Source organism: Pristimantibacillus sp. PTI5, from assembly GCF_048572955.1.
Taxonomy (GTDB): domain Bacteria; phylum Bacillota; class Bacilli; order Paenibacillales; family Paenibacillaceae; genus Pristimantibacillus.
The window spans coordinates 5,335,875-5,361,651 of the sequence record NZ_CP183886.1; the positions used below are offsets into that span (position 1 = coordinate 5,335,875).

General features: G+C 43.7%; 17 protein-coding genes and 3 pseudogenes. 12 read left to right on the plus strand and 8 right to left on the minus strand.

Translation table 11 applies throughout. The features are described from left to right. Nucleotides 1-146: 146 nt before the first annotated feature. Together ACN6MW_RS23780 and ACN6MW_RS23785 are read right to left on the minus strand one after the other, a co-directional pair. Nucleotides 147-1,334, minus strand: coding sequence for a glycoside hydrolase family 27 protein (locus ACN6MW_RS23780; protein WP_419872354.1), 1,188 nt, complete (start codon nucleotides 1,332-1,334; stop codon nucleotides 147-149). Nucleotides 1,335-1,517: 183 nt separating this feature from the next. Further along, nucleotides 1,518-2,741: an SGNH/GDSL hydrolase family protein gene (locus tag ACN6MW_RS23785; RefSeq protein ID WP_419872355.1), complete on the minus strand. Its 1,224-nt coding sequence runs from the start codon at nucleotides 2,739-2,741 to the stop codon at nucleotides 1,518-1,520. Between the two features lie 333 nt (nucleotides 2,742-3,074). Here ACN6MW_RS23785 and ACN6MW_RS23790 point away from each other — a divergent pair, with 333 nt between their 5' ends. From ACN6MW_RS23790 to ACN6MW_RS23805, 4 genes and pseudogenes are all read left to right on the plus strand, one after another. After that, complete coding sequence (locus tag ACN6MW_RS23790) at nucleotides 3,075-3,857, plus strand: alpha/beta hydrolase (RefSeq protein ID WP_419872356.1); 783 nt, start codon at nucleotides 3,075-3,077, stop codon at nucleotides 3,855-3,857. A gap of 608 nt (nucleotides 3,858-4,465) precedes the next feature. Next, nucleotides 4,466-4,552, plus strand: a pseudogene (locus ACN6MW_RS23795) (RNA polymerase subunit sigma-70); the annotation flags it as partial. Nucleotides 4,553-5,070: 518 nt separating this feature from the next. Then, a complete protein-coding gene (locus ACN6MW_RS23800; RefSeq protein ID WP_419872357.1) occupies nucleotides 5,071-6,885 on the plus strand; it encodes a family 43 glycosylhydrolase in 1,815 nt (604 codons plus the stop codon). A 179-nt stretch (nucleotides 6,886-7,064) separates the two neighbouring features. Beyond that, nucleotides 7,065-8,012 carry a glycoside hydrolase family 43 protein gene (locus tag ACN6MW_RS23805; RefSeq protein ID WP_419872358.1) on the plus strand — a complete coding sequence of 316 codons (948 nt, stop codon included), beginning with the start codon at nucleotides 7,065-7,067 and terminating at the stop codon, nucleotides 8,010-8,012. Between the two features lie 617 nt (nucleotides 8,013-8,629). Here the strand turns inward: ACN6MW_RS23805 and ACN6MW_RS23810 are convergent. Then, nucleotides 8,630-9,742, minus strand: coding sequence for an ATP-binding protein (locus ACN6MW_RS23810; protein ID WP_419872359.1), 1,113 nt, complete (start codon nucleotides 9,740-9,742; stop codon nucleotides 8,630-8,632). A 179-nt stretch (nucleotides 9,743-9,921) separates the two neighbouring features. Here ACN6MW_RS23810 and ACN6MW_RS23815 point away from each other — a divergent pair. From ACN6MW_RS23815 to ACN6MW_RS23840, 6 genes and pseudogenes are all read left to right on the plus strand, one after another. After that, a pseudogene (locus tag ACN6MW_RS23815) lies at nucleotides 9,922-10,284 on the plus strand (putative PEP-binding protein); the annotation flags it as partial. Nucleotides 10,285-10,870: 586 nt separating this feature from the next. Continuing rightward, nucleotides 10,871-11,440: a hypothetical protein gene (locus ACN6MW_RS23820; protein WP_419872360.1), complete on the plus strand. Its 570-nt coding sequence runs from the start codon at nucleotides 10,871-10,873 to the stop codon at nucleotides 11,438-11,440. 589 nt (nucleotides 11,441-12,029) lie between these two features. Beyond that, nucleotides 12,030-12,533: a hypothetical protein gene (locus ACN6MW_RS23825; protein ID WP_419872361.1), complete on the plus strand. Its 504-nt coding sequence runs from the start codon at nucleotides 12,030-12,032 to the stop codon at nucleotides 12,531-12,533. 237 nt (nucleotides 12,534-12,770) lie between these two features. Next, a complete protein-coding gene (locus ACN6MW_RS23830) occupies nucleotides 12,771-13,835 on the plus strand; it encodes a serine hydrolase domain-containing protein (RefSeq protein WP_419872362.1) in 1,065 nt (354 codons plus the stop codon). Nucleotides 13,836-14,133: 298 nt separating this feature from the next. Then, entirely contained in the window at nucleotides 14,134-15,027 is an 894-nt protein-coding gene (locus tag ACN6MW_RS23835; RefSeq protein WP_419872363.1) for a nicotianamine synthase family protein, read from the plus strand. Between the two features lie 14 nt (nucleotides 15,028-15,041). Beyond that, nucleotides 15,042-15,128 (plus strand): annotated as a pseudogene (locus tag ACN6MW_RS23840) (flagellar biosynthesis protein FliA); the annotation flags it as partial. Between the two features lie 156 nt (nucleotides 15,129-15,284). Here ACN6MW_RS23840 and ACN6MW_RS23845 read toward each other — a convergent pair. The 5 genes from ACN6MW_RS23845 to ACN6MW_RS23865 all read right to left on the minus strand — a co-directional run bounded on the left by ACN6MW_RS23845 (nucleotide 15,285) and on the right by ACN6MW_RS23865 (nucleotide 21,607). Beyond that, nucleotides 15,285-16,145: a hypothetical protein gene (locus ACN6MW_RS23845; protein WP_419872364.1), complete on the minus strand. Its 861-nt coding sequence runs from the start codon at nucleotides 16,143-16,145 to the stop codon at nucleotides 15,285-15,287. Between the two features lie 34 nt (nucleotides 16,146-16,179). Beyond that, entirely contained in the window at nucleotides 16,180-18,594 is a 2,415-nt protein-coding gene (locus ACN6MW_RS23850) for an ABC transporter permease (protein WP_419872365.1), read from the minus strand. 2 nt (nucleotides 18,595-18,596) lie between these two features. Then, nucleotides 18,597-19,355 carry an ABC transporter ATP-binding protein gene (locus ACN6MW_RS23855; protein ID WP_364142465.1) on the minus strand — a complete coding sequence of 253 codons (759 nt, stop codon included), beginning with the start codon at nucleotides 19,353-19,355 and terminating at the stop codon, nucleotides 18,597-18,599. 95 nt (nucleotides 19,356-19,450) lie between these two features. Then, on the minus strand, nucleotides 19,451-20,887 hold the full coding sequence (locus ACN6MW_RS23860) for a sensor histidine kinase (RefSeq protein WP_419872366.1): 1,437 nt from the start codon (nucleotides 20,885-20,887) through the stop codon (nucleotides 19,451-19,453). Between the two features lie 21 nt (nucleotides 20,888-20,908). Further along, nucleotides 20,909-21,607 carry a response regulator transcription factor gene (locus tag ACN6MW_RS23865; RefSeq protein ID WP_419872367.1) on the minus strand — a complete coding sequence of 233 codons (699 nt, stop codon included), beginning with the start codon at nucleotides 21,605-21,607 and terminating at the stop codon, nucleotides 20,909-20,911. A 626-nt stretch (nucleotides 21,608-22,233) separates the two neighbouring features. Here ACN6MW_RS23865 and ACN6MW_RS23870 point away from each other — a divergent pair. Beyond that, entirely contained in the window at nucleotides 22,234-23,988 is a 1,755-nt protein-coding gene (locus ACN6MW_RS23870) for a sensor histidine kinase (protein WP_419872368.1), read from the plus strand. 16 nt (nucleotides 23,989-24,004) lie between these two features. Beyond that, nucleotides 24,005-25,645, plus strand: coding sequence for a response regulator transcription factor (locus tag ACN6MW_RS23875; RefSeq protein ID WP_419872369.1), 1,641 nt, complete (start codon nucleotides 24,005-24,007; stop codon nucleotides 25,643-25,645). The last annotated feature ends 132 nt before the right edge of the window (nucleotides 25,646-25,777 follow it).

Sequence of the window (25,777 nt, forward strand, 5' to 3'; positions counted from 1 at the left end):
AGGGGTTCGCGTCCACAGCCCAGTTTTTCGCCAAGGCAATTGATGCATAAAAAGTCTTGCGTCATTCGGGAGACAAGCTTCAGATAGATAGCCACGTCATCCGTCAGGAGCGGAACACGGCATTCTCTGCACGTTCTGCTCCCCATTTAGTTGACCAACTTAGCCCGTACGACCAGACTGTCATGAGCGGGCACGACGGGAGAGAATCGTTCCTTATACACGCCGAGCTCCTTGTGCTCCCAGCAGTCATACAGGGACAACGATATTCCCGAAGCATAAGGAAGCCCAATGTCCCAGAACTGCAGCGAAAGCTCTCTCTGACTGTCGCTTAGGTTGAAGAAGCCTATAGCCAGATCTCCATTCGTCAGTACTTTTACCAGCATAAAAACATCGTCCGAATGGAACCATTGCGGTTCCGGTTTGATTCGGTATGCACCGCGGCCTTCAATGTCCTGATTGATTGCAATGAGATCATGGTTCAGCAAAATGTCCTTTGTGGCCTGATTCGCGTTCCGGATATCGCAGCCGATCATAAGCGGAGACCCCATGATGCTCCATAACGAGAAATGGGTTTTATATTCGTTGTCGCTACAACCGCCTATCTTGCTGCCAATAAAATCATTGTTGCTTCCGCCGTACATGCCGACTACGAGCATATCCATATCGTTATGGCAGAAGGAGCCGGTGTAGCATTCCTTATCTAGCTGGGATAATGTCAAGTTTTTAATGGAGTCCCAGTGATCCTGGATATCTCCAGTGGACCGGTACATATGGGCGCCTGATTCGCGTATCCATTGATACACATTGTCTTCCCCCCAATTGCATGCGGAGAACAGGATGTCCCTGCCGCAGTTTTTGAGCGCGAGGCTCATGCGTTTATACATCAGCTCGCCTGAGATATGGCGGGGCTTAAAGCAAAAGTCGTATTTTAAAAAATCTACTCCCCATTCGGCGAATAACCGGGCGTCCTGGAATTCGTGCTCGAAGCTGCCCGGATAACCGGCGCAAGTATGGGTGCCTACGCACGAATACATGCCGAACTTCAAGCCCTTCGCGTGAATATAGTCGGCAAGCGCCCGCATGCCGCTGGGGAATTTGATAGGATCGGCTTTCAAATTTCCGTTCTCGTCTCTCTCTTTCAAGCTCCAGCAGTCGTCGATCACGATATATTCGTAGCCTGCATCTTTGTAGCCTTCCGAGATAAAAAGATCCGCGACATCCCGAACCAGCTGCTCGTTAATATCCCAGGTGAAGGTGTTCCATGAATTCCACCCCATGGAGGGTGTTAGACCAAGCGGTTTGTTAGGATTCACTCTCATTTTCCATCCTTTCATCCCCCTGTCACTGTACCAAGGGATTAGGTTCATGTTGTGTTCTTTTCGTATTAAATCATGTCTACTCTTTCCAGCCTATAGCTTGACGTTGCTTGTATATGGAAAGATGTTGCTTGAAAATTTCATAAATGAAAAAGGGGTAGCTCGAGGCGAGCAACTCCCTATTTTTAAGCGATCTTTCTTCTAATCCACGAAGCCGAAGCCCAGAATCGTAAACCGCTTGCTTTCGTGTCCGGCGGCCATTCGAATCTCGACCCTATGCTCCTCGGATTGCTCCGAACGGTGTAAGATGACGGCGTGGCAGCGCGTCCACTTCACAGTATGAGACATGGCGATCTTCACATGCTGACCGTCGAACCATATATCGGCATCTCCGAAGTCGTCCCTACCGGTATTTTTGTAAACGAGAAGAAGACTCTTGCAGCGAAGAGTCATGATGAAGCTCTCGTTGTCGGATTCGGCTGTATGCATCCAGTTATTAGGGAACTGCGGCGTGCCGAAAGAATGGTCGTCCATCTCCGCGAACTGCAGATCGGAATCGGTTGCGCGAAAGCCGCCTTCATCAATCTTGACCATGTCTGGTCCATTGCGGCGGTCCAGCAAGCGAACGCCTGAGAAATCGTTACCGATTACGGGAGGTAAATCAATGACCGTATCCTCGGAAACCATTACGGAACGATCGGTCTCCGTGAACAGCCAGCTCAGGCAGTCAGCCATAATCGCGTGTCCCGCGTTCGTAGGATGATAAATATCGCTGAAGAAATCCTGCTTGGAAATAACGCGCCCCTCGGCTGGGGTTTTGCGGAATTGCTCCGTCACCGCATCCTTGATGCTCACCATGGGAAGCCCGTATTGCCGACCGATAGGGGACAGCCGCTCCTGCAAATTCCAATCGCTTTCGAACACGCTGAATAGCAGGATAACGGCTGGAGAGTTTTCGGCGGACAACGCTTTCAGGACGAGGCTTTCGTAGCAGACGCCCTCCGTCTCGTCGTCGGCGTCGTTAACGGCAAACTCCACGACGACGATGTCCGGCTGCACGGCTCCGTCTCGCAGGACATCCCGATCGTAACGAATCATGCCCAATTCGGAAGGCGTGCCGCCTACGCCTGCTTTGATCAAACGGATGGCCTCGCCTCCGGTTTGGCCAAAGGTCTTCTTAAAGCTGGCATACGTCAGGTAGGCGTAACAGGCAGTATGGAGCGGATCGGCTCCCGCGCCGTGAGTAATGGACCCGCCGATAAAGGCGAGCGTCACTTTTTCGCCTCTCTTCGCCTTATCGATAGCGGCTTTTAATCGTTTGTTGTTGCCTGTTCCAAGTAACGATTTGGCGATCATCTCGTGATAGGCCCACGAATGCACAGCCATGGGAGTTTCTCTTCCCTGCGGGGGCAATCGGTCTGTCATTAAAAAGCTCCTTCCATAATAGTTAATCAACTTATCATATTACGAAGCGTTCTGGCGTAAAACCTGTTAAAGAATGGTTGTTGGCACGCAAAACCGCAAACTTTGAGTGATCGGCAGGTTGCCCCTTACAATAACCGACAGCTATACTTTGAAGGAGAAAACGCCGGGATTCTTCTTGCGCATCATACTCCATGAAGAGGAGGCAAGCCTGCAAAGACCGATATAACGGAACGGGAGGGCATCGGACTGCGATAAGCGTTCTGCCGGTTAATCGGCAGGAAGCTCTTCTCTCGGTTTTGGATAACAATAAATAAATGATGGAGCGATGCATATATGGCCATGATGCAAATAAGTTTTTTTTCGTCATGCATGAAGAGGGAAGTCACGTTCAACGCGCTGCTACCGCTCGATAGACAGGAAACGGAAGGCGAGGGCGGCAAACCGCTGAAGTCCTTGTACCTGCTTCATGGCTATTGCGGCAGCCACACGGACTGGATCAGCTTCTCGCGTATACGAGAGCTGTCGGACCGGTACCGTATTGCGGTATTTATGCCAGCTGGGGAAAACCGGTTTTATCTGGACGACGAAGAAGGTGAAACGCTGCTCGGCCAATTTATTGGCCGGGAGCTGGTGGAGTTTACACGGCGGACATTCCCGGTATCGCTGGAACGAGAAGATACCTTCATCGGCGGTTTATCGATGGGGGGCTACGGGGCTCTTCGGAACGGCCTGAAATACGCGGAGACGTTCGGCCAGATCATTGCGTTGTCTTCGGCGCTGATCTCTTACAATATCGCGCGGATGCAGCCCGGTCATCATAACGGAATCGCAGGGTACGGCTATTATAAGAGCGTTTTCGGAGACCCCGAACAGGTGCTCGGAAGCGATAAAGATCCTGAGGAGCTGGTTCGCCGTTTGAAGAAAGATGATTTAAGTATTCCGCGAATTTACATGGCTTGCGGGACCGAAGACTTTCTGCTCGATGTCAATCAGAGGTTCCATCAGTTCCTGATTAGCGAGAATATTGAACACATATACAAGGAAACGGCTGGAGCCCATACCTGGGAGTTCTGGAATGATAAGATCGGCGGCGCTTTGGAATGGGCTTTAGCCTAATGTTCAATTGAATGTTGTTTTTAGTTAATACAAATGGGTTTTAATTCCTCTATGGTTTGATAGGTAGAGTACTGCCGAAACAACACTAGACACACAGCCACCTACTGTTGTGCCGCGGAGTGCATCAGATTCATTTAGGCGAAGATACATCTTCTTCATCCAAGAGGGTTTTGACAGCAGATGAACTTCTTCAATTGCTATTTAGAGTAAAATCAGGCAAGCACTATATGCATGACCTTCAATTGAAGGTTATGCATATAGTGCTTTTATGTTAGTGGTATGGCGTTTCGACTTGTTGATGGTTAAACCATCGGAGGAGTGACGGTAACTTTAAATTAGGGGGTGTGTTATTGAGCAAGTTGTAGAATTAGATGTGGCTAAGGAAGCCAGCGTCATTAAGGCTTTTCTACGAAGAAATGAACCGTACGGAACATTGGAGAGTCTTACGCATGAGGAGAGCGGTTTTGAACGACTGGGAGAATTACTAGATGAATTGAAGGTACTCTAGGGCAAGAAGTATTGGGAAATTCGGTCTCTTGCTTCGCTGTAATCGCTGAACTTGGACGGAGAATGGTGTTCGAGCATCGGCCGACAATGGACAATCGGTTGAATTGGGGATCTCGCGGAGCTATGTGTCGCGGATAGAGCGGGCACTAATGAAGCTGTATCATGAGTTTTATAAACAGAAGAAATAATTAAACGAACGACTTGTAAACAAATGTCTCCCCTGTGGAGAGTACTGAAAACGGATACAGAATTTGTAAGGCAGACCGCTGAACACATCAGTGGTCTATTTTCTCGTGAAGAACTTTACCGGCTCACCGCCTGAGCGGACAGAGCTGAGACCCTTCATCAATCTTTATTGGGATTCGAATCAGTTTCCCATCGGAAAACTAATGCTGCCCTGTAGCGGTAACGTTTGCCGACTACAGGCTTATTATTAAGGATTGCATTCCAGTCAAATATGTCTTAACATGAAACTTGAATTAATGTTATTGTCATTGAATTAACGATTATATTAATTCAATATTTCATAAAAGTAAAAACTTCCCACCAAGAACGACATCAATAATGAGAAAGTCGTCTCAAACTCGTTATCGAAGTAGAGCGAAGGAATGTAAGGGCATTGACCCAGGAAAATATGGGAGGGTTAACCGCAAGGGTACATGCGGAGATCCATATGCGATATTAATTTATTTAGGGGGGCTTTCTTTTGTCAGTACATAATTGCAGTTATTCAGGTTATCTTTTGGTGCATTTTATCGGGGAACAGCATGACGGCGAGCAGGTCTATTTCTCCTATAGTGAGGACGGCCTGCATTGGAAAGACCTAAACGCGGGCTTACCGGTTCTGCGTTCCGAACTGGGGGAAAAGGGCGTAAGGGATCCGTTTATGGTGCGCTCGCCCAAGGAGGACAAGTTTTATCTGATTGCCACGGATCTCCGCATTGCGAACGGAAAGGGCTGGTCCGCTGCGTCGAATGCCGGAAGCCGCGACGTTATCATATGGGAATCCGCCGACCTGGTGCATTGGTCTTCGCCGTGGGCAGTCACCCTTGGCGTACCGGGTGCCGGCTGCGTCTGGGCGCCGGAGGCCATTTATGATGAAGCCGCGGACGATTTCTTGGTGTTTTGGGCCTCCGCGACGCAGGAGCCGCAGGAAAATGAGCGGAAACAAAAAATCTATAGCGCCCGTACCAGGGATTTCCGCAGCTTTACAGCGCCTGAAAAGTATATTGAACGGGAAAACCACATCATTGACACCACGATCATTGCCCACAACGGTACCTACTACCGTTTTTCCAAGGATGAGACGACTAAGAATATCCGGGTCGAAAAAGGCACATCACTGGAAAAAGGCTCATTTAACAATCAGCACGTTCCGATTTTGGAGGAATTGTTAGGCGTAGAAGGACCGCAAATTTTCAAGCTGGGCGACCGCGAGGAGTGGTGCCTTATTGTGGATCGATTTGCTGAAGGAAAGGGCTACCTCCCCCTGCTGACCTCCGACCTTGAAGGCGGTGAATTCCGGGTTCTGCCGGAAGGGTCGTTCGATTTGGGAAAAACCAAGAAACGCCATGGCGGAGTCCTCCCTATTACCGCTGATGAATGCAGCCGTCTTCTGGCGGCGTTTGGCGACGGCCATCAGGTGTTGCCCGGGCAATTCGCGGATCCGGACCTTGTGAAGTTCGGCGACCGCTATTATCTTTATCCCACAACAGATGGCTTCACGGGCTGGTCGGGTACGCAATTTCATGCGTTCTCTTCGGCTGACATGCGTATTTGGAAAGATGAAGGCGTGATTTTGGATCTTGCTATGGAAGATGTACCTTGGGCTGTCGGCAGCGCATGGGCTCCGGCCATTGCCAGCAAAAACGGTAAATATTACTATTATTTTTGCGGCAAAATGAAAAGCGGAGAGAGCGCCATAGGGGTTGCGGTTGCCGAGACTCCGGTAGGCCCGTTTCGCGCACAGCCGCAGCCGCTTGTTACCATGGAACAGACGAAGCGTCTTGGTGTCACCATGGGCCAGGCCATAGACCCATCCGTCTATTTTGAGGATGACGGTACAGCGTATCTGCTGTTTGGAAATGCACACCCTGCAATCGTACGGCTCAGCGAAGATATGGTAAACGTAATTGAGGATACGATGAAGAATCTTGTCGGCCTGCACGACTTCCGGGAGGCGGTCACCGTTCTAAAGCGCGGCGGGCAGTATCACTTCACGTGGTCGTGTGACGACACTGGCAGCGAGGATTACCACGTGAATTATGGCACGGCGGAGCATCTTTACGGGCCGGTAACTTACCGCTATCCGGTTCTTGTCAAAAATAAGGACAAGGATATGCTCGGCACCGCTCATCATTCGATTCTCCAGGAGCCAGGCACTGATAAGTATTGGATTGCTTATCACCGATTTGTCACGCCGCTGACCCGGTTTACAGAGGGAAAAGGCTTTCATCGCGAAGTCTGCATAGACCCGCTCACCTTCGGCGAAGATGGGCTGATGCAGCAGGTGCAGTTGTAGAGGATGCCCGCATAACGGGGCGGTTAAACGCTCCCACGCATATAAAACTAAAATACATTATAGTGTACCTGTTGAATTTGCAAAATTTTGAGTGTGAATTCCCTTAGCAGTAAATTACTGTATTTAGATTTGACCGAAACTCTAGATCGATCATTTTTCAAAGGGAGGGATTAGAAATAATGCAAGCTTATTTATTTGTACATTTTAAGGAGAAGAGAACACCGGACGGAGAACAGGTTTACTTCGGAGTTAGTAAGGATGGCTTTAATTGGGAGGAAGTTAATGATGGAAATCCTGTTTTATGGAGTTATTATGGCGATAAGGGCGTAAGAGATTTTACGATTACTAGAACCAAAGAAGGTAAATTTTTTATTTTAGCAACAGACTTAAGTTTGTCTTATGGTATGTTGAATCAGTATCAACATTCATGGGACAAAATATCCAGAAACGGAAGCAAATGTCTTGTCCTTTGGGAGTCTGATGATTTGATTCACTGGTCAGAACAGAGGATGATAAAACTGGGAGATGAAGACTTCGGCTGTTTGTGGGCACCGGATCTTATTTATGATAAGAAAAATGATGATTACGTCATTCACTGGTCATCATCCCATAGCAGCAATAACAATGGAGAAAAGGGAATCTATTATTCCCGAACAAAAGATTTTGTGAATTTTACAGAAGCTAAGGTTTTATATCAGAAAGAAGACAGTGGAGTCATTGATTCTGCAATGTATGAGGAAGACGGAAACTATTATTTATTTTTAAAGAGTGAAAAGAATCCTGCTAGAATTATTCTTATGGAATCAGAGAATATAACTGGACCATTTGAGAAGATAGAAGAATTTGATAATAGCATGGAGTCACTGCAATCAGGAGAATATGAAGCTCCAACAGCAGTTAAATTGGAAGATGGCAGATGGTGCTTATTCTTGGATTTTTATGGATGTTCCGCAGAAGAACAAGGGTATGTTCCGTTCATAGCAGAGAAAATGTCAACAGGAAGATTTATTCGTTCGGATAAATCCTTTACTTTCCCATATGGTTATAAGCATGGTACCATTTTGACGATTACCATGGAAGAATATGAAAGTTTGAAAGCTTATAAAAAAATGCCATCTGAGTATTAGGACCAGGTGTTCCGCATACGAATAAATAAGAAATGCATCTAGTAAATAATTCAGGAAACTGCGGAGTTTATGGTGATGTTCTCCTATAAGACTTATATACTTCTTTAAGCTAAAGGATAGCTTGGTTGGATGTCACACATAAAACAAGATGACCATTTGACTTATCCTATAACTAAGTGAGTTAGAAAAGCGCTAAGGTGTCCGAGACGCGAGCTTCGTCCCTTTTCCGGTTTTTTAGGGGAACGACCTGGATGGGGGAGTGGGGAACTCTCGATGCATCCGTAAACCTGGGGTGCGGAGCTGAATATTGGATGACCGTGAGAAGGAAGTAGTTCTCGGTCTCTTTGGGCTGGAGTATGGTGGGGATGAGTGGACGCAGCGGGTGATTGCAAAGGAGCTAGAGATTTCGTGAAGTTATGTCTTCGTATTGAGAAAATGGCGTTGATGAAGCATTATTATGAGTTTTATAAGGCGTAGACCTCATTCAATTGAAGATTTCTTATGCTGAGGTTTATCTAAAGATTTAAGTGAAATTTATTCCCTCTCCCTTTCCTTCTTTGCTAACAAGCAATCATGTTTAAAAGGCAACGGAGATAATCCGTTGCCTAAGACATCTTCTACTCGAGAATTTCAACACTTAGACTGGGATAATTGGCCTGAAGTTCTGAAATGCGATTCATTAATTGCGTTTTATCAAAGCTGGAAGAGATAATATCTTGATCCGGTCTAAAGGTAACGCTGGTACCTGTCTCCTTTGTTACCCCGATTATTAATAGTTCAGATTGCGGGATTCCATGTTTGTAATCTTGACGAAACACTTTGCCTTCACGGCGAATTTCTACGGACAATCTCTCTGAGAGTGCATTAACCACAGGCATATTAATTCCTTTAAGTCCACCTGGGGCGACTACAGAAGCACTTAAATTATAGTGTCCTATTTCCGTAAGAACGGTTTGTACTGGTGTCTTGTTTGAATTAGGTAGGGCCTGAATTGGAATGCCTCGTCCATTATCAGCCACTGTAACACTTCCATCATTCTGAAGAAATATATTTATTTCGGAACAGTATCCGGCTTCATGCTCTAGTACAGAATTTTCGAGCACAGCCCATAGAAGATGGTTGGGATCGTATCCCTCGTGTTGTTCACCTAGATATGTTCCTGCATTATTTCTTGCTTCATTAAGCTCCATATAATTACTTGTATCAAGCAGGTCGGAAATTGCAGAGAGTAACAAGAGTAAAGGCAGTGTTCGGTGAGGGGGTAGGGAGTATCTACCACCTCGTTCCTCCTGAACTAAAAGGTCGGCTCCAAGTAAAGCTTTAGTGTGGTGGTAAAGTTGCCCGGTAGTTCCCATGTTTAATTGATCTACAATTTCTGAACCAGTAAGTGGTCCGTGCAAAACAGTGGTTAAGATGTCCAATCGCTGCTTATTACCTAGAGCAGCTAGCACTTTTGCTCCCTTATCACTGTCGAGGTCAAGCAATTGACTAACGTTTCTTTGTTGAGGATCCCATCTGAACCCTTTTTGTCCACGATATTGACCGGAATAAAAGATCGCACCTAAATCATTCTCAACTTCTGTTATAGAGCTAACCTTTCTAAAATCATTTAAATGTAACGGTTTGTGTGACGATTGAAGATCGATAAACTGACTTAGAAGTTGTTTAAGCTCATTTACTTCCCCCGTAAGAAAATCCAACTCCATTCCGTAATCCCTAGAAGTATTCAACTAACATCACCTCTTGAAGTTATTTAAAAACGTAATTACGTAACTACGTATATTTTATCATGGGGGTACTCGCTTGTAAATAACATCCAATAAAAATTATTACAAACTGATTCGGATTGACGAAGGTTGAGAAGTTTTGCTTGCTGGGATTAACGTAACGGGAAGGATAGTTAAAAAGAATTAATACAAATAATTTAATTCAATATACGATGGCAGCGGATCGGATGAATGAGCGTGTATCTTATCTGTACCAGCCATACAACCCAGCTGTCCTTCGTCTGATCAATAATGTCATTGAAGCCGCACATGCAGAGGACAAATGGGTTGGCATGTGCGGTGAAATGGCGGGCGATATAACAGCCATTCCGCTGCTGCTTGGGCTCAGTCTTGATGAATTCAGCATGAGCGCAAGCTCCATTCTTCCAACTCGCATCCTGATTGCTAAGCTGAATCAAGAAGACATGAAACAGCTTGCCTCCAGAGCACTGATGTGCCCGACAGGCCGCGAAGTTGATCAATTAGTAGAGGAGATACTAGCATAAGAGAATGTGTGTAAAGCTGTCTGTAATTGCAGACAGCTTTATGCTGTTATTTCGCCTTGAGTCGATTAATTGCCGCTTAAATTGCGGCTTTTTCATATTATGGGATAAAGTTATTGTCAAAACCAAAGTGCGAGCTTCAATCCGTATCGTCCTGAATCGCGCTTACGATAACGCGTGGTAATCCAAAAAGGCATCTTGGAGGTGTCCAAGGTGCCTTTTGGAGGAGATGTTACAAAATCAAGAGATTACTATACCCATTTTGGTGATAGGCCAAATTTTTCATTAAAAGACTAGGGACTATATTTTATTAATATAAGGCTGCATATCATGCTCTAATATCAAATTTGTAATCATTTAAAGGTAGATAGAGTTATGATATGTCAAGCCATCAAAGATGATTTTAATTTGATACAAAAACTTCAGACAGCAAAACAAGAATTACCTAATTAGTTAGACATGAGCTTCCCCCCTCAGCGGTGGAGGTATTTTCATTCGAACATAGAGAATTGGATGTTGGTTATTGTATTATGGATAATAGAACAACTGCCGCAATAGGTAGTTATTAATATAGAACAAGGAGTAGTATATGGCCTGGAGCAAATTGAAACAAAATCTGGAAAGTTTTCTCTGTCCTGCGTTATATGGAAGGGTCGAATACCGTGCAACGAGCTACCGTTATTTACCCGATAAAGCAGGGCTTTGCTATATTGCAGTAGATAAAAAGAACGTACTTAATATGAGCGATACAACTAACTTAATCAGATGGTACCAGACGGAGCTGGAAATCAAGAATGATACAGATATCCAAATTTCTATCAACAATGAAGAAATTGAAGCAGTCAGAAAAGATACCAAGGGGATAGTTCCGGAGGATCGTCTAAAAGTAATGGCAAGAAGTAGAAAAAAATCAGAATTTGCAAAGGAGCTTTTGTTGGCACAGTCATCATTAAGTAAATCGAATTTTATCGTTACAGCTAATAAGTTTTTATCCATTTCTATAGAGGAAAGCATAGAGAGCAATGATATCTTATTGAATATTCTAGCTTTGGTAGACAGACGAGTTGGAAAAAAGCGAATTTTAAATATGACGGAGAAGATGAAGTTAAAGCATCCAATTGTGCAGTATTTTTATGAACTACGGCTTAGTACGTTTTGAAAATAAATTAACTCATTCACCTTTACTTGAGCTACTTTTTCTTGTACTCATTATACAGATATCATGCTCTACGGAGTTAACTTTCATAATAGAACGTGTAAAAAGGCGATCACCGATTTCCGATGACCAAACAACTTGAGCTCAAGTGGTAACGATTCTGTTATTAATAATGAATTTAATTTAGTCTCTGTTTGTTTTTAGAAATGTCATCGTACAATGATGTTATTTAAACAAAAAATCAGATTAATTCCCTGCTATCTTCGAAACTGTTTCGACTCAAATAAAAATATATCAAATTATCTCTACGTTCAATATCCCTTTTGAATCCTAATTTCCTCAATAAACTAATTGACCTTCATTCTCTGGTTCAACAGTTACATCAACAATCGTTAGTTGTCCACAGAAAATAAAGTATTAGACTGAAAAATAAAGTTCTCGGAAAATAAAGTTGTAGATTGAGAAAATAAAGCTTTAGACTTGCGGGTGCTTCATTACGCTAACGGGCAGGTTTGCGTAACCAACGTTTTAGGTATTTTGGTCTGATATGAGTGTATAATTAGTTCATAAAGAGTCAAATGGAGGTTATTTCTTGAAAGAAATTCTCGATATAATAGAGAAAAATTTTATAGATGAAATTTATTTAACTGGTTTCATAGATACAGATGAAACTGGTGTAACTGAATTTACGGCTCTTATGAGATACCTATTTTTCGAATTTGGTGGTCAACTTATAAAGATAGAATCAGTTGAGCAATATTCGAAATTATCAATTTCTAAAGCAGTGTCAGTCCTATTAGAAATTGATTTGGAAGATGTTATCCCTGCAAAATCAAGAATCAGTAATATAATATTTAATAATCCATTAAAAGATAATAAAGTCGCTGAAATCGAGTTTTTTAACTTACAAGTAGATAAACTTAGCGAAATATCATGTGATGCATTGAAAATAATTCTTCTAAATAAACAAGAAATATTCTTGGACCCTTCATTTCTGGGAATCAATATTGGCCCATCAGAAGTTGAAAAATTATGGAGAGATAATCAATCAGTTGACTATGTAATTACTCCGACTCGAATTAATCTTGAAACTTAACAGTCTGGAACTAACCATTAATTGCTATGATTGTTTAAGCTAACGGGTAACGATTGTTCAATACACTACGTTAGCTGGTCTAATGCTCAGCTGCCGTTTCTAATTGAAGTAACGAGCAGGAATATAAAGAAATGGAAACGAGTACATAATTCAGCATCCAAAATAGGTTGATTAGCGTGATTTCAACAACCGAGGATTTTTGTAAGCATCATAAAACTAAAAGGAGTAGCTGTTACTATGAAGGATTTACATAATTTTGTTTCAGATTACACGAAAGATAAGAAACATTTACATCTTGCGATCGGGATTATTAGAGAGGGCGGTATTGAATACTTTTCGTTCAGTAATAATCAAAAGAGAAGTACGATTCCTCCTGAGCATATGTTGTTTGAAATCGGCTCCATAACCAAAGTTTTCACATCCATTCTCTTATTAGAAATGGAACGGGAAAAACTGCTTTCCTCGGATGATATGGTTGGTAAGTTTGTGCCAAACGTTAAAAACGATTATTTGAATAAGATTACCTTGAAAAGCCTTGCTACTCATACCTCTGGTTTACCTATTTTGGCAACAAACCACAATCTGGCTAAAAAAAGATCGAATCCTTATTCAATGTATACCGAGCAAGATTTAACTGCTTTTCTATCTAATGCTGACTACACGGATAGTATTGGTTCATTTGGATATTCCAATATCGGTGTGGGCTTACTGGGGAATATTCAATGCAAGGTGTCAGGAAGCAAGTATGATGAACTGTTGAAAAAATACATAACGAGCCCATTAAAGATGAATGAGACAGCCGTTACACTTGATTCAGAACAGAATAGAAGGTTTTTGAATGGACATGCTTCAACTGGGAAGAGAGTCCCTCACTGGGATCTCTCTATACATGAAGGAGCTGGGGGGATTAAGTCATCGGTTAACGATTTGAGTTTATTTGTCCAAGCCAATCTAAATGATGATAATCCGATAGCCTCTACACTGCAAAAAAGTCATATCCCTATATGGATCGGAAATTCAAACCGTTATTTTGGCTGGGGTGAGGATAAACTTCTAGATAAAGGTATCCTCTGGCATAACGGGGGTTCAGCTGGTTTTAACAGTTATCTAGCTTTCAACAAGGAACTCCGTGTAGGAATTGTATTGCTATCCAATTATTCTTTTTTCTCGAATTCTCTTATGGATTATTATGTTGCTCAATTAATAAAATGGATTACTAAAAAAGAGCCTTCTCAAGGAACTATGATAGACGTTACAGGGTTAAAAATATTTGAAGCCATCCTAAGTAGTGAAAAGTCATGAACTAACGGAGAACGTTAGTTGAAATAGCCGCGGCAGTCTAAGACTTTATTTATCTGGTCTTGGTTCGCCGCTGCTTTTGTTATGGGGTTAGTCTAAAACTTATTTTTTAAAAGCTGACGATCCTTCAATTCAAAAATCGCGTTAATTCAATGACTCCAGTCTAATACTTTATTTTAACGAACATTAGTCCCATTTTTGTATATCCGAAGCTCCGTCCCAATATTCTTCTACATCCTTGACCATATGAATATATTTCGTAGTAAGAAATTGGATGTAGCTTGAAGGAGGAATTGGGCAAATGGAGGGTAATTCTACTGGTTCTATAATACTTACAGGCAATGCGCCAATGATGCAAATGGTTGACAACTTTATCGCTTTTATCCGTGAAGCAAATGAACTTCTTCAGAAGGAATTAGATCTGTCTCCTGCTAATCAATCGGTTACAAACATCATTAGTCATCTTTCAAAACAGTTACGATCCCATTATTTGCCGGAGGAGGTGCAAGCCGTTCTAAGCAATGAGTATATTCGAATGAATCAGCTAAAATTGCAGGATAAGTTGTCAGAAGCCGAATTTCTAGTTGAGCTAAGTGATTCATATCACATTTGCAAATCTGAGGATTTCGTTTTGGATATCGTTACGAGGTTGCCTAACTGGAACATTTACATGGCCTTAGTTAGTCAGGAACTGTCTACTTTCCGTCGATTCATTCGCCAGGAGAGTCAGACAGAGAAGTCGCCGATTGTCTTTGTTGGTAGCGGGCCGATGCCGCTAAGTCCTATTATTCTGCACCTACTCGGTGATATGGAAGTAATTTGTCTGGAAATGGATTCTGTGGCCTATGATGCATCAAGCTCTTTACTCGAGCACATGGGCTTAGAGACTAAAGTGACTGTCGTCATGGAGAATGGATCGGCGTTCGATTATAGCTCTTATAACCGGATATTTGTGGCTAGTCTCGTGAGAAATAAGCGTGCGGTGCTTGAACAAATTAGTTGTACTTCCCCAGATCCTCTAGTAGCTATTCGCACAGCTGAGGGAATGAGGCAAATCATGTACGAAGCGATTGATGAATCGCAGTTGAATAAGCAGGGGTGGCGGATTCTGGGACGAACTTGCCCTGAAGATAATCTGGTCATCAATTCGACTTTGTTTCTAGATCGCTTTAATGCTCCTAGCATACTGGATTGACATAGGGTCGAGTCCACAACGTCAAAAAATTCGACAAAACTGGGGAGGATCTCGAGGATTTGATCTCGATCGGGAAGATTGGATTGATCAAGGCAATCGAGAGATAAAAGCGAGTGGAGAAGGCAGCTGTAGAACGAAAAAGAAAAATGGCTGTACAGGTGTTCAGCCTGTTCAGCCATTTTTCTTCTCGAAGCACAACTTCTGTGGCAATAGATTAATTTGTTTTCCTTACCCCTTTTGAGTCAGTCACTCGTTTGTCATTCGTTCTCGACTGTAATAGATCCAACCGAGGAGATGAGCGTGAGGAGGGGGCCGCCGCCATTGATGTCGCTTTTCCCTTTCGCTGCTCCTGTAATTCGGCCTAGATCGGTTTCTGTTTTAAGACTGTAAGCGAGAGAGCCGGGAAGTTTAGCTGTCAGGCTGCCGACATCTGTTGTCGCTCTAAGACTGCTGCCCTTATCCATTTGGTTAATGCCTAGACGGATGCTGCCGGCTTCCGACTTAACAGAGGATTTGCCCCTCACTTGTCCTTCTTCTATTGTGATGGCACCTACATTGTTGTTGATGCTATAAGTACCGCTCAGCTTGCTCAGATGAATCTCGCCTACACCAGTAGATATTTCGTAGTTTGTCACTGCAGCCGGAAGTTCAACCTTATAATCGATGCTGAATTTGGAATTTCCATATTTCTTTTCGGCCCATGTCCACAAATCAACCTTGTTATCCTCTTTGGATCGGGTTGCAATTTCCATTTGGCTACCTTTCACGTTGACCGATATCTCGGCTTGCTCCAGTAGGTTTTGGAGAATAGCTTTACCGGAATCATTATTTAATGCCCAGATTGTGGCATGCACGGTCATCTTGTCATCGGTACCCGCGAACACCTCAATGTTGCCTACCTCGTTTTTTAATAGAAGAGTTTCTTTCCAATCCAGCTCTTCCCATGCGGCAAGCTCACCTTTGATGCCCATAGTTCTAACCTGCTCACTCCAGTCCAATGACGTGTTCAGCGATGAGCCAGTATTGGAATCGGACGGAGTTGCCGGATTGGCGCAGCCCGCTAGAAGCCCCATTGAACCGAAAGTGGCAAGCAGTATTCTTTTGTAAATTCCCTGCATAATCGTTCCTCCTTCAATTAGCTGATACAGCCTGTTATTCAACCACAAGAATTCGAGGCGACGCTTTACTAATGACTTTGGATGATGCCCATGAGCCGAGTGCGGCTGACAGGATGCTTATGCAGGCCACGGCTATAATGCCGCTCCAGTTCAGAATGACCGGCAATTGAACGATGCCGTAGCTCGAGAGAATCGTTTCTAATAGGACAGGGAGCAGGTAAACGCCTGCTGCTATGCCTAGCAGGGCTCCTACGGCCGCTAGAGCGGTTATGCCCAGTGCGATGGACAATCGGATTCGGTTGGAGGTCATGCCTATCGATTTATAAATACCATAGGTTTTGCTCTCAATCCGGATATTGATGCGGCAGGTGCTGTAAATAATAATAAAGGTCACGAAAATAAAGAACAGTCCCATCAGGCTCATCGGATAGATTAGAATATTAGCGGCTTCCTTGAAGACGGAATCGAGAAGCGTCTGCTGCGTAACGACAGAGGTTGACTCCTTGAATCTGTCATTCAGATCGCGGACGACTGCATCGGCTTGCGACAGATCGTTCACGTTAATGAAGGCGACATCCATATTATTGAAGCCAGGACTAACCGTTCTTACCCCCTCGATGGTCATTCGAGCGGAATTGGACATATTCGAGATCGCTTGATATATGCCTGTGATGATCAGCGATTGTTTCTTGCCTTCGATATACACCTCGATAACATCGCCCAGTTCTTTGTCCAAGCTCCTCGCCACATTCACTCCAATAGCGATTTCGTTCTTTTGGCGGGGGTTATGGCCTGACACCGTCGCGAAGCCAAACTTCTCATAGCTTCCATCCACTACGCTTAAATAGATGCTTAGGGTAGGATCGTTTGTGTTCTCCTTGTTCGGAGCTGGTTCCGAATTGACGATAGCGGTCAGATTGCCCTGCCATCCAAAGTCTTTAATTCGGGAATCGGAGGTCAAGGCCTTCTCGAATTCAGCACGCGGGAAGGTGGATTTATTGATAACCATGGCTGCAATGTTGGCGGAATCATAGCCCCATTTCGCCGCTGTTTGCTGGATCCCAATGATGCTGCTCAGCACCACATATCCTAGCACAAGCACCGAGGATGCCATCAGAGTCAATATAAGCATTAAAGCAGAACCCTTCAGATTTTTGATCAGGTTTCTTAAACCGATGACGGCGATGACGGGCAGATTGCCAAACCCGATCTTACGCGCACCGGCCGAATTCATCCTTGATTTTATTTTGTTGCTTTCCATTTCGGACATACCGTAGCGGATCGCTTGCACCGGCTGCACGGAACGGGCTTTCTTGGCATACAAGACGACGCACAGAAGAACGAGTACAAATAAAAGCAGTCCGACGAGAAGGGCAGCGCCGGTTCCTTGAATGTTGAGATCAGAATGGTCCGTACGAAGTGAAGATACGGAAAGATTGATGATAACTTTGGACAGCATGGTACTTAGCGCCAATCCGGGAATTATCGCAATGGCTGACAGGAAGCCATATTGAATGGCATAGGTGCCGATCGTTCGACGGGAGGTCAGCCCTAATGATTTCAGGACGCCTATCGTTTTGTAATTGGCAAGAATCGCATCGGAAATCGTGAAGCCGATTGTGATTAGCGCAATAAGCATCATGACTAAACCAAGGAAAATCATAACAAAGCCTATAATCTGATTAATGATCAGATAGAAAGAGGAAATGCCCTCGAATTCCATTTTGGATTCCAAGAAAGGTGTGCCAAGCTCGCCCGTGAAGCGATCCCAATAGCCGGTATTCGCGCTGTAATCATCAAAGCGCAATCCCATCAGATAGTTGTCTTCTCCCTCAAGTGCAGTGAGCTTAATCTGATAATCTTCGCTATTCATCCATACGCGTGCCGTGTTCGTAAACGGCGCTCCGTAGGGAACATCAATGACGATAGCGGACACCTTTAGCTCCAAAGGCGCCTTCCCGGTATGGAAGCCAATGGTATCGCCGACGGCAATATTATTAGCGTAAGCCATGGAAGTCGGAACCCAAACCGTGCCCTTCTCCGGTCCGGCGCTTTCCTCGCCCTCTGCAAAAACAAGCTTATCAACGCCAATAGGTAGCTTCGGCATATCCATCATGAATAAATAAAGATTCGGTATATCTTGCTCTTGATGGGTAATTCCCGATAAGGTGTGGTAGCGCATGAGACTGGATACATCGACGCCTGTTTGAGATTCCCACCATTGATGGACAAGCTCGGGATCATGAAGCCCTTTCTCGAAGGTCAGGATTTGGTGGGAGCCATTAGTTTTGTTGTGCATATCGGTAAACAGATTTCCTGTGTTTGAAATGATAATTGTTGCTGTAGCGACAAGCAGGGTGGATAACAAGATGAGCAGTGCAATGAACAGATTCTGTATTTTGCTCTTTTTGAGGTAAGACAAGCTAAGCGTCCAAACGGCTGTCATCATGATTACTCCTTCCCCGAAACGAAAGAAAAGATCATCGACTCTCTGTCCTGGGTGTTCTTGTCATCGAATTTCTCGAATTCAAGGATGCCGCCAATCTTGCCGTCTCTAATAAAGATCAGCCGGTCGGCTCGGCAAGCGGCCTTAATGTCATGGGTAACCATGACGACAGACTGGCCTTGACGGTTCATTTTGGTCAGAATATCAAGAACGGCTTTGCCGTGGTCGTAATTCAAGCTGCCGGTAGGCTCATCCGCGAAGATGATGTCGGGGGAATTGATTAACGCTCTGGCAATGGCGGCGCGCTGCTGCTGCCCGCCCGAGGTTTGAGAGGGAAGCCGGTTGTTTTGGCCTTCAATGCCCATGGCATTGATTAGCTCATGTGCTTTGGCCTTTACTTTATTTTTTTTGTTCCCGGCAATATAGCCAGGCAACGAAACATTGTCCAAGATCGAAAGATCCGGAACCAAGTTGATGCTTTGATAGATATAACCGATTTTCCTGGTGCGAAAGTCGGAAAGTTCTTTTTCGTTATATTGGTCAATGCGCTGATCGCGGAAATATACCTCGCCGGCTGTGACGTTATCGAGCCCGCTTAACAGATAGAGCAAGGTGGATTTGCCTGATCCGGAATTCCCCATAATGACGGTGAACTCCCCTTCGTGAATCTCCAGATCAAGATTCCGAATCGCATGATACTGCTCATTGCCGGTGTTGTAGGTTTTGCAAAGGTTTCTTGCATGAATAATCGCTTTCTTAGCCATCGGTTATCACTCCCAGTTTCTATGTAAGTAATAGTATAGGTCCTCGATCTTTAAAAAAGCTTATCAAGTTATTAATAAACTATTACAGTGGAAACTTAGCATAACGGGAGTGTGAAATGGAACGTAGTTCCTTGTCCCTCCTTGCTCTTGAAAGAAATGGTGCCCCCATGCGCCTCGATGATAGTCTTGCAAATCGAAAGGCCTAGTCCTGTGCCCTCCTGGGCGTAGGTGTTGCCCGCCGTGTTCGCTTGCCCTCTGAAATAACGCTCGAATAGAAAAGGCATGTCCTGCGGCAGGATGCCTCTTCCTGAATCCGTAATGGTAAATTTCAGTTGTGCGGACACAAGCTCTACGCCGATCCGGATGGTATCGCCCGGCGAGGTGTGCTTTAGTGCATTGGATACAAGATTCGTTATGACCTGCTCTATGCGGACGGCGTCAATCGGGATGATTACATTCGGTATGTCCTGGGGCTCGATGTAGGTTACGCCGTTTATGCGCACATAATGGCCAATCGGTTTTAAAATATCCTGAAGGACGTTTAAACTATACTGCTCCTTAGGTTCAACTGAAATTTGGCCCAGCTCCTGCAAGGCATGAATGAGCAGATCCTCTACGAGGCGAGCCATTTTGTCCGTGTTGCTCCGCATCACTTCGACATATTCCATCATCGTTTCTGTATCCGGGCACACACCCTCTAGTATCGCTTCAATGTAGGCTTTTACGGTAGTTAGAGGTGTTTTGATCTCATGAGAGATATTCGTAATCAGCTCTTTCTGAGCTTTCTCCTGATTGATTCTCTGCGTGCTTAAATGCATAATTTCCATTCTCATTTGGTCGAACATGGCATACAGGTCGCCTAGTTCATCCATTCGGGCATAATGGGTTTTCTCCTCGTAATTTCCTTTTAAAATCGCTTCGGAATGGTGCTTAAGCGTATGGATGGGCGAGATAAGGTGGTGCTTGATTTTGTTTCTTACCATAATTAGCATAATTGCTAATATTAGGGAAAATAAAATCGCGAGAAAAAATATAGCAAGAGGAATATGATGGGATTTTTGGCTAAAAACCATGTCTTTAGGCAGGTAAAATAGGGCGTTTCCGGTTTGCGTTCGGGATACTTCGTCTATGACGGGAAAAGCAATTTTAAATAGATTGCCCTCTTGTTCCGCATCATGCAAATCATAGTGCAGAGAAGTACTCAGGTTCAAGCGGGGAGCCGGCATGGACTTGAAGGAGGTGAAGGCAACGGTGCCGTCCAATTCCGCATAGATCATGTCCATTTCACTCAGATTGGACATCGTGCTCAAAGTCTCGCGTACCTTCTCGTTTCTGATATCTCCGCTGTTCTGCTCCAAATAGAGAAGGATGGGGTTCACCGCCAACCGTGCTTGGTTAATGACGTATTTTGGGTTGGTTTCACTGTCATTATTAAAAATATAGAGAAGCAAGCAAGCAATGCATGCGGTCATGATGATAAGAATTGCCATAACGGCTGTTAACCAATTTTTTAACCAAAGGCTCAAAGACATGTGTCATCTCCAATCGTATGCTTAGTCCAGACTGAACTTATATCCTACCCCCCATACTGTCTTCAGATAGGCAGGATGGGATGGATCCGCTTCGATTTTCTCCCGCAGCCTGCGTATATAAACCGTAACCGAATTCTCGTCACCGTAAGATTCATATCCCCAAACCGCATCTAGCAATTGGGTTTTGGAGAACACCTGGTTTTTATGGCTTGCCAAATGATAGAGCAGCTCAAACTCTTTCGCGGAGAGGGCAGCCTCTTTGCCGTCAACCGTTACTTTGTAGGCCTTTTTGTCGATAACGAGATTTCCCAGACTTAGCGAGTCAGGATCCTGCTGCGCGACAGCCATGCTTTCATATCGGCGGAAGTGGGCATTGATCCGGGCTAATAATTCGCTTAATGAGAAAGGCTTTGTCATATAATCATCCGCACCGAAACCAAGGCCAAGGACCTTATCCGTATCACTTCCTCTGGCGCTTAAAATAAGGATAGGGACGTTGCTTTTCTCGCGAATTTCTCTGCAAAGGTCTATGCCGTCTATATCTGGAAGCATTATATCGAGAATAATATAATCCGGCTGCAGAAGCTCCATCATGTGCAAGCCGTCTTTCCCATTCCCTGCGATAGCAGCCTCGAATTTGTTCTTAGTTAGATAGTCCCTTAGAATGCGCGAGATATCCTTCTCGTCTTCAATGATAAGAATAGTCTTTTGTCGATTCATCGTTATTCACCATTTTCAATGTTTGATTTGAGTAGCTTAACGAAAAAAAATTTCAAAATTGGTTATATATCCATTTTTTGTAGGTGCTAAGTATGAAATCGAATGCGGCTGATGCATGTAGGGCTTATATCATGCATTAGCCGCATTGCTCTTGGGGTATTTCAGAAATATTTATTCATATAGATAATATATCAAATTACCAATTGGAAGGTATAAACTATAAGGTTAAAGAAGAAGAGGGCGAAACTTTTGTGTTTTATTGTAAAGCATAAGCGTATTTACTTCGCTTTTGATTAGCCCCCACTTAACTATAACCTATGTTGGAATTCTCCTTGCAAAAGGCAGGATTTATTTTACAAGCTTCTAATCATTCCAGCACACTTCTGAATAAAAACAACAAAAGTATAATTGCGAATGGATAATTTTGGTTGAAATTAATCAGGTATACGCTTTGTATGGAAGCCCTATTTCTAGTCCTTCACGAATTCAGGTAGATAAGTAGAATAAAGTCAAGAAAAGTGTGAAAAGTGCAAGCGGCTTCAATTTTCTCCGACAGGTAACATCATGTTACTTAGCGAACAACTTAGTTAGATTAGTTTAGTATGATTCTAAAGGATGTGAGCATCATGTGGATCAATGTTATTTTACGGAAGATGACGATCTTTCCTAAGCTGTTGTTGACGTTTTTAGTCGCGATCGTCCCTTTGTTTTTCGTAAGCCTTCAAATGAACCGAATGGGGGCGGAAAGTGTTCGGAAAGAGATCTTAACTTCAATGGAATCACGTGTTCATTCGAATATGAAATCGCTCGAAGCAGAGATGGAGAGGATTATCCGGCTTCATCAGCAGTATCTAGTGGACGACGATTTAGCTAAGCTGAGCACAATCTCTTCGATTTTGCCTTATTATGAAGTGATGTTGATGCAACAAAGGGTTCAGGACAAACTTTGGACCCTGAAAAACTCGAATTTATTTATTTCGGAAGCCAAAGCTTATATACCTCTTATAGGCAAGACACTATTATCCCTGACAGACGAGGAAGGAATGACTATAGACGAGGTTGCAGAACTGCAAGATTTAAGCCGTAAACAAGTGTCGCCCATCGTCTATTGGGAAGGAAAGCTTCTCATTAATTCAATCTATCCGAATCCCTCCTACTCAACGAAACCTCCTATCTATATTTTACAATCTGAAATGGATCAAAGAGGTCTACAAACTTTTCTTGGTCACATGATTAATAGCGATGGTGAAGGCTCTCTATTAATTAATGAAAATCAAAAATGGGCTCTGCTTAATGATCCATACGATCCAGCAGTTGATCATGTAAAAGAATTCGTTAAAAGTAAATCGTCGGAAGAGAGCTTCGGCCAAGGAACAGTCAAGATAAATAACAGAGATTATTATGTGACCTTTGAAAGATCGCAGCTGCTAAATATGGATTTGGTTATTTATGTACCGGAGGAACAAATTCTGGGTCCGCTCAACAAGTATCGCACTTGGTTCTGGATCTTATCTGGATTATCCTTGGCTGTCGTAATTGCCTTCTCCTACTGGATATTTCGTTTGATTCATTCCCCTCTTCATAAGATGGTCCGAGCTTTCCGAAGAGTTGAGAAGGGAGAACTATCCCTCTCTATCGCGCATCAAAATGATGACGAATTTCAATATTTATACGGTCAATTTAATAGTATGGTCAGCAAGCTGCGCCTTTCCATTCAGGAGGTATATGAGTCGAGAATTATGGCCCAACAATCTGAGCTTAAGCAGCTTCAATCGCAAATCAACCCGCACTTTCTATATAATACTTACTTTATGGTCCATCGAATGGCGGATGCTCATGACGTTGATAACGTAGTTAGAGCGACTAAGTATCTAGGAGAATATTTTCTCTACATTACCCGTAATTCGAATGATGAGGCATCTTTGATGGATGAATGGAATCATACGATTGCTTATATTGAAATTCAGCAGATGCGCTTTCACAATCGGATCGAAGCTAGAATTACGGATTTTTTACAGAAAAATCATTCGGTTTGCATCCCTCGACTCATTCTACAGCCACTGGTGGAGAATGCTTATCAACATGGGCTTAAATCCAAAATGGCAGGCGGTATCATTTCAATGTCTATGTCACAACAAAAAGATGGAGTCACGGTGATTGAGGTCGAAGATAATGGTGATGAATTAAGTGATGAGGAATTGTTGCAAATTCAGCGAAAGCTTGCTTCGGAGTGGAATAGATCAATTGAGAAGACTGGGATTCTTAACGTCCATATGCGTATGCGGTTGAAATTTGGTGATGCATTCGGCCTCATCGTTTCGAGAAGCATGCTAGGCGGGTTGAAGGTCCAAGTGAAGATACCAACCACCATAACTAATTGACAAGGGGGATAAAGAAATGCGTCGGATTCTAATCGTGGATGATGAGCCTTTCATCGTGAATGGGTTGGCAGGAATGATTAAAGAAGCCGATTTTACGGAACTGGAAGTGTATAAGGCAAACTCTGCTGCTGAAGCGATACAATGGTTCGAGAGGACCTCGATGGATATTGTACTGACTGATATATCTATGCCTGGCATGAATGGATTGGAATTGCAGAAACGTATCGTACAGCAGTGGCCTAGGAGCAAGGTTATCTTTCTTACCGGGTATAATGATTTCTCCTATGTAAAAGAAGCCATACATCACAGAGCGGTGGATTACATTCTGAAGACAGAAGGTGATCAGGCGATTCTGGCAGCGGTGAATAAAGCAATTGAGGAGTTGAACCAAGAAATAGAGAGAGGGGCACAGTTTGAAAAGGCTCAAGCCCAGCTTCATGCTGCGCTTCCTTTTTTGCAGAAGGAATATTTGCTTGATCTCCTTCATGGGGAGTTGCAGCCGAATTCTTCCTTTCAGAAACAGATGAATGAGTTAAGCCTGACATTTGTAGAAAATGATCCCGTATTGCTATTTATAGGAAAAGTCGATGAATGGTCAGAGTATTCCTCCGCGGATAAGGCTTTACTCCTGTACGGGGTACAAAATATCGCGGATGAATATATGAAATCCTCCGTTAAGCTGGAATCCATCACGTACGACAAAACGAGAATAGCTTGGTTAATTCAACCGCTTGCCAGTAATCATGATTTGATGATAGATGAACGACGACTTGCACGTTTTGTCCTAGGAACGGTTGAACGCATTCAACAAACCTGCAAAGAACTGCTGAAATTGAAATTGTCTTTTGTTGTTTCTAGTGAGTGCTGTACGTGGCTCAACCTATCCGATCGTTTCGAAGAGTTAAACAGAGTGATGCGGAGAAACTTCGGCATGGGACACGAACTGCTGCTAACGGATGCATCCGCAGAAATGATCTCCACGGCGCCTCTCAAGGATTCGCAGACAAAAATGCTTCAGAAACAGACGAGTCAGCTGGAGCTCTGTCTTGTTAGCGGTCAGCAAATAGAATTCAAGCGTAAATTAATGGAGCTGATGAACGATTCAGACATTCGATCGGATGCCGATTTGAGGCTAATCGCCTCTTATCAGCTTTTATCTATGATTATGACTTACGCGATGAACGAGGGTTTTTTGAAAGTTGTAATGGAGAATACGGAATTAAATCGTTTGCTGAATCAGGATTCTCAGGGAAATTGGGAAGAAACGATAATCCGTCTAATCGAGATCGGCGATACCTTATTCAAGAATAAAGTCGGAATGACCAACCAGCATAGCAGGAGCTTAGTAACCCGGATTAAAAAATATATCGATGAGAATTTATCAGAGGATTTATCATTAACCCGGTTGGGGGAACTAGTTTCTTTGAATCCATTTTATTTATCTAGGTTGTACAAGCAGTTAACGGGTGAAGGGCTGTCTGACACGATCATGACAGCCCGTCTCGCCGAGGCGAAGAGACTGCTTAAGGATACGAATGACAAAGTGCAGGATATCGCAACAAAGGTTGGGTTCGAATCTGCAGCGTATTTCAACCGGTTTTTCAAGAAATCAACCGAGTACACTCCCCAAGCCTATCGAGAATATTCCCGTAAATAATGATTCTGGTCTGATGTTAATATGTCGTAAAAATAAGTCAAGTGAAGTTGAAATCCTCCAATAGTATACGCTTTCAACCCCACCTATAATTAAAGTAGGAAGACAATTCTTCTCAAAACAGCGTAGGGGGAA

What these genes read in the sequence shown, in the direction of transcription:
- ACN6MW_RS23845 (WP_419872364.1), bottom strand. Translation starts at nt 16,145, where the DNA reads ATGCAGGGAATTTACAAAAGAATACTGCTTGCCACTTTCGGTTCAATG.
- ACN6MW_RS23850 (WP_419872365.1), bottom strand. Translation starts at nt 18,594, where the DNA reads ATGATGACAGCCGTTTGGACGCTTAGCTTGTCTTACCTCAAAAAGAGC.
- ACN6MW_RS23785 (WP_419872355.1), bottom strand. Translation starts at nt 2,741, where the DNA reads ATGACAGACCGATTGCCCCCGCAGGGAAGAGAAACTCCCATGGCTGTG.
- ACN6MW_RS23860 (WP_419872366.1), bottom strand. Translation starts at nt 20,887, where the DNA reads ATGTCTTTGAGCCTTTGGTTAAAAAATTGGTTAACAGCCGTTATGGCA.
- ACN6MW_RS23830 (WP_419872362.1), top strand. Translation starts at nt 12,771, where the DNA reads ATGAAGGATTTACATAATTTTGTTTCAGATTACACGAAAGATAAGAAA.
- ACN6MW_RS23870 (WP_419872368.1), top strand. Translation starts at nt 22,234, where the DNA reads ATGTGGATCAATGTTATTTTACGGAAGATGACGATCTTTCCTAAGCTG.
- ACN6MW_RS23865 (WP_419872367.1), bottom strand. Translation starts at nt 21,607, where the DNA reads ATGAATCGACAAAAGACTATTCTTATCATTGAAGACGAGAAGGATATC.
- ACN6MW_RS23855 (WP_364142465.1), bottom strand. Translation starts at nt 19,355, where the DNA reads ATGGCTAAGAAAGCGATTATTCATGCAAGAAACCTTTGCAAAACCTAC.
- ACN6MW_RS23820 (WP_419872360.1), top strand. Translation starts at nt 10,871, where the DNA reads ATGGCCTGGAGCAAATTGAAACAAAATCTGGAAAGTTTTCTCTGTCCT.
- ACN6MW_RS23875 (WP_419872369.1), top strand. Translation starts at nt 24,005, where the DNA reads ATGCGTCGGATTCTAATCGTGGATGATGAGCCTTTCATCGTGAATGGG.
- ACN6MW_RS23805 (WP_419872358.1), top strand. Translation starts at nt 7,065, where the DNA reads ATGCAAGCTTATTTATTTGTACATTTTAAGGAGAAGAGAACACCGGAC.
- ACN6MW_RS23835 (WP_419872363.1), top strand. Translation starts at nt 14,134, where the DNA reads ATGGAGGGTAATTCTACTGGTTCTATAATACTTACAGGCAATGCGCCA.
- ACN6MW_RS23780 (WP_419872354.1), bottom strand. Translation starts at nt 1,334, where the DNA reads ATGAAAGGATGGAAAATGAGAGTGAATCCTAACAAACCGCTTGGTCTA.
- ACN6MW_RS23790 (WP_419872356.1), top strand. Translation starts at nt 3,075, where the DNA reads ATGGCCATGATGCAAATAAGTTTTTTTTCGTCATGCATGAAGAGGGAA.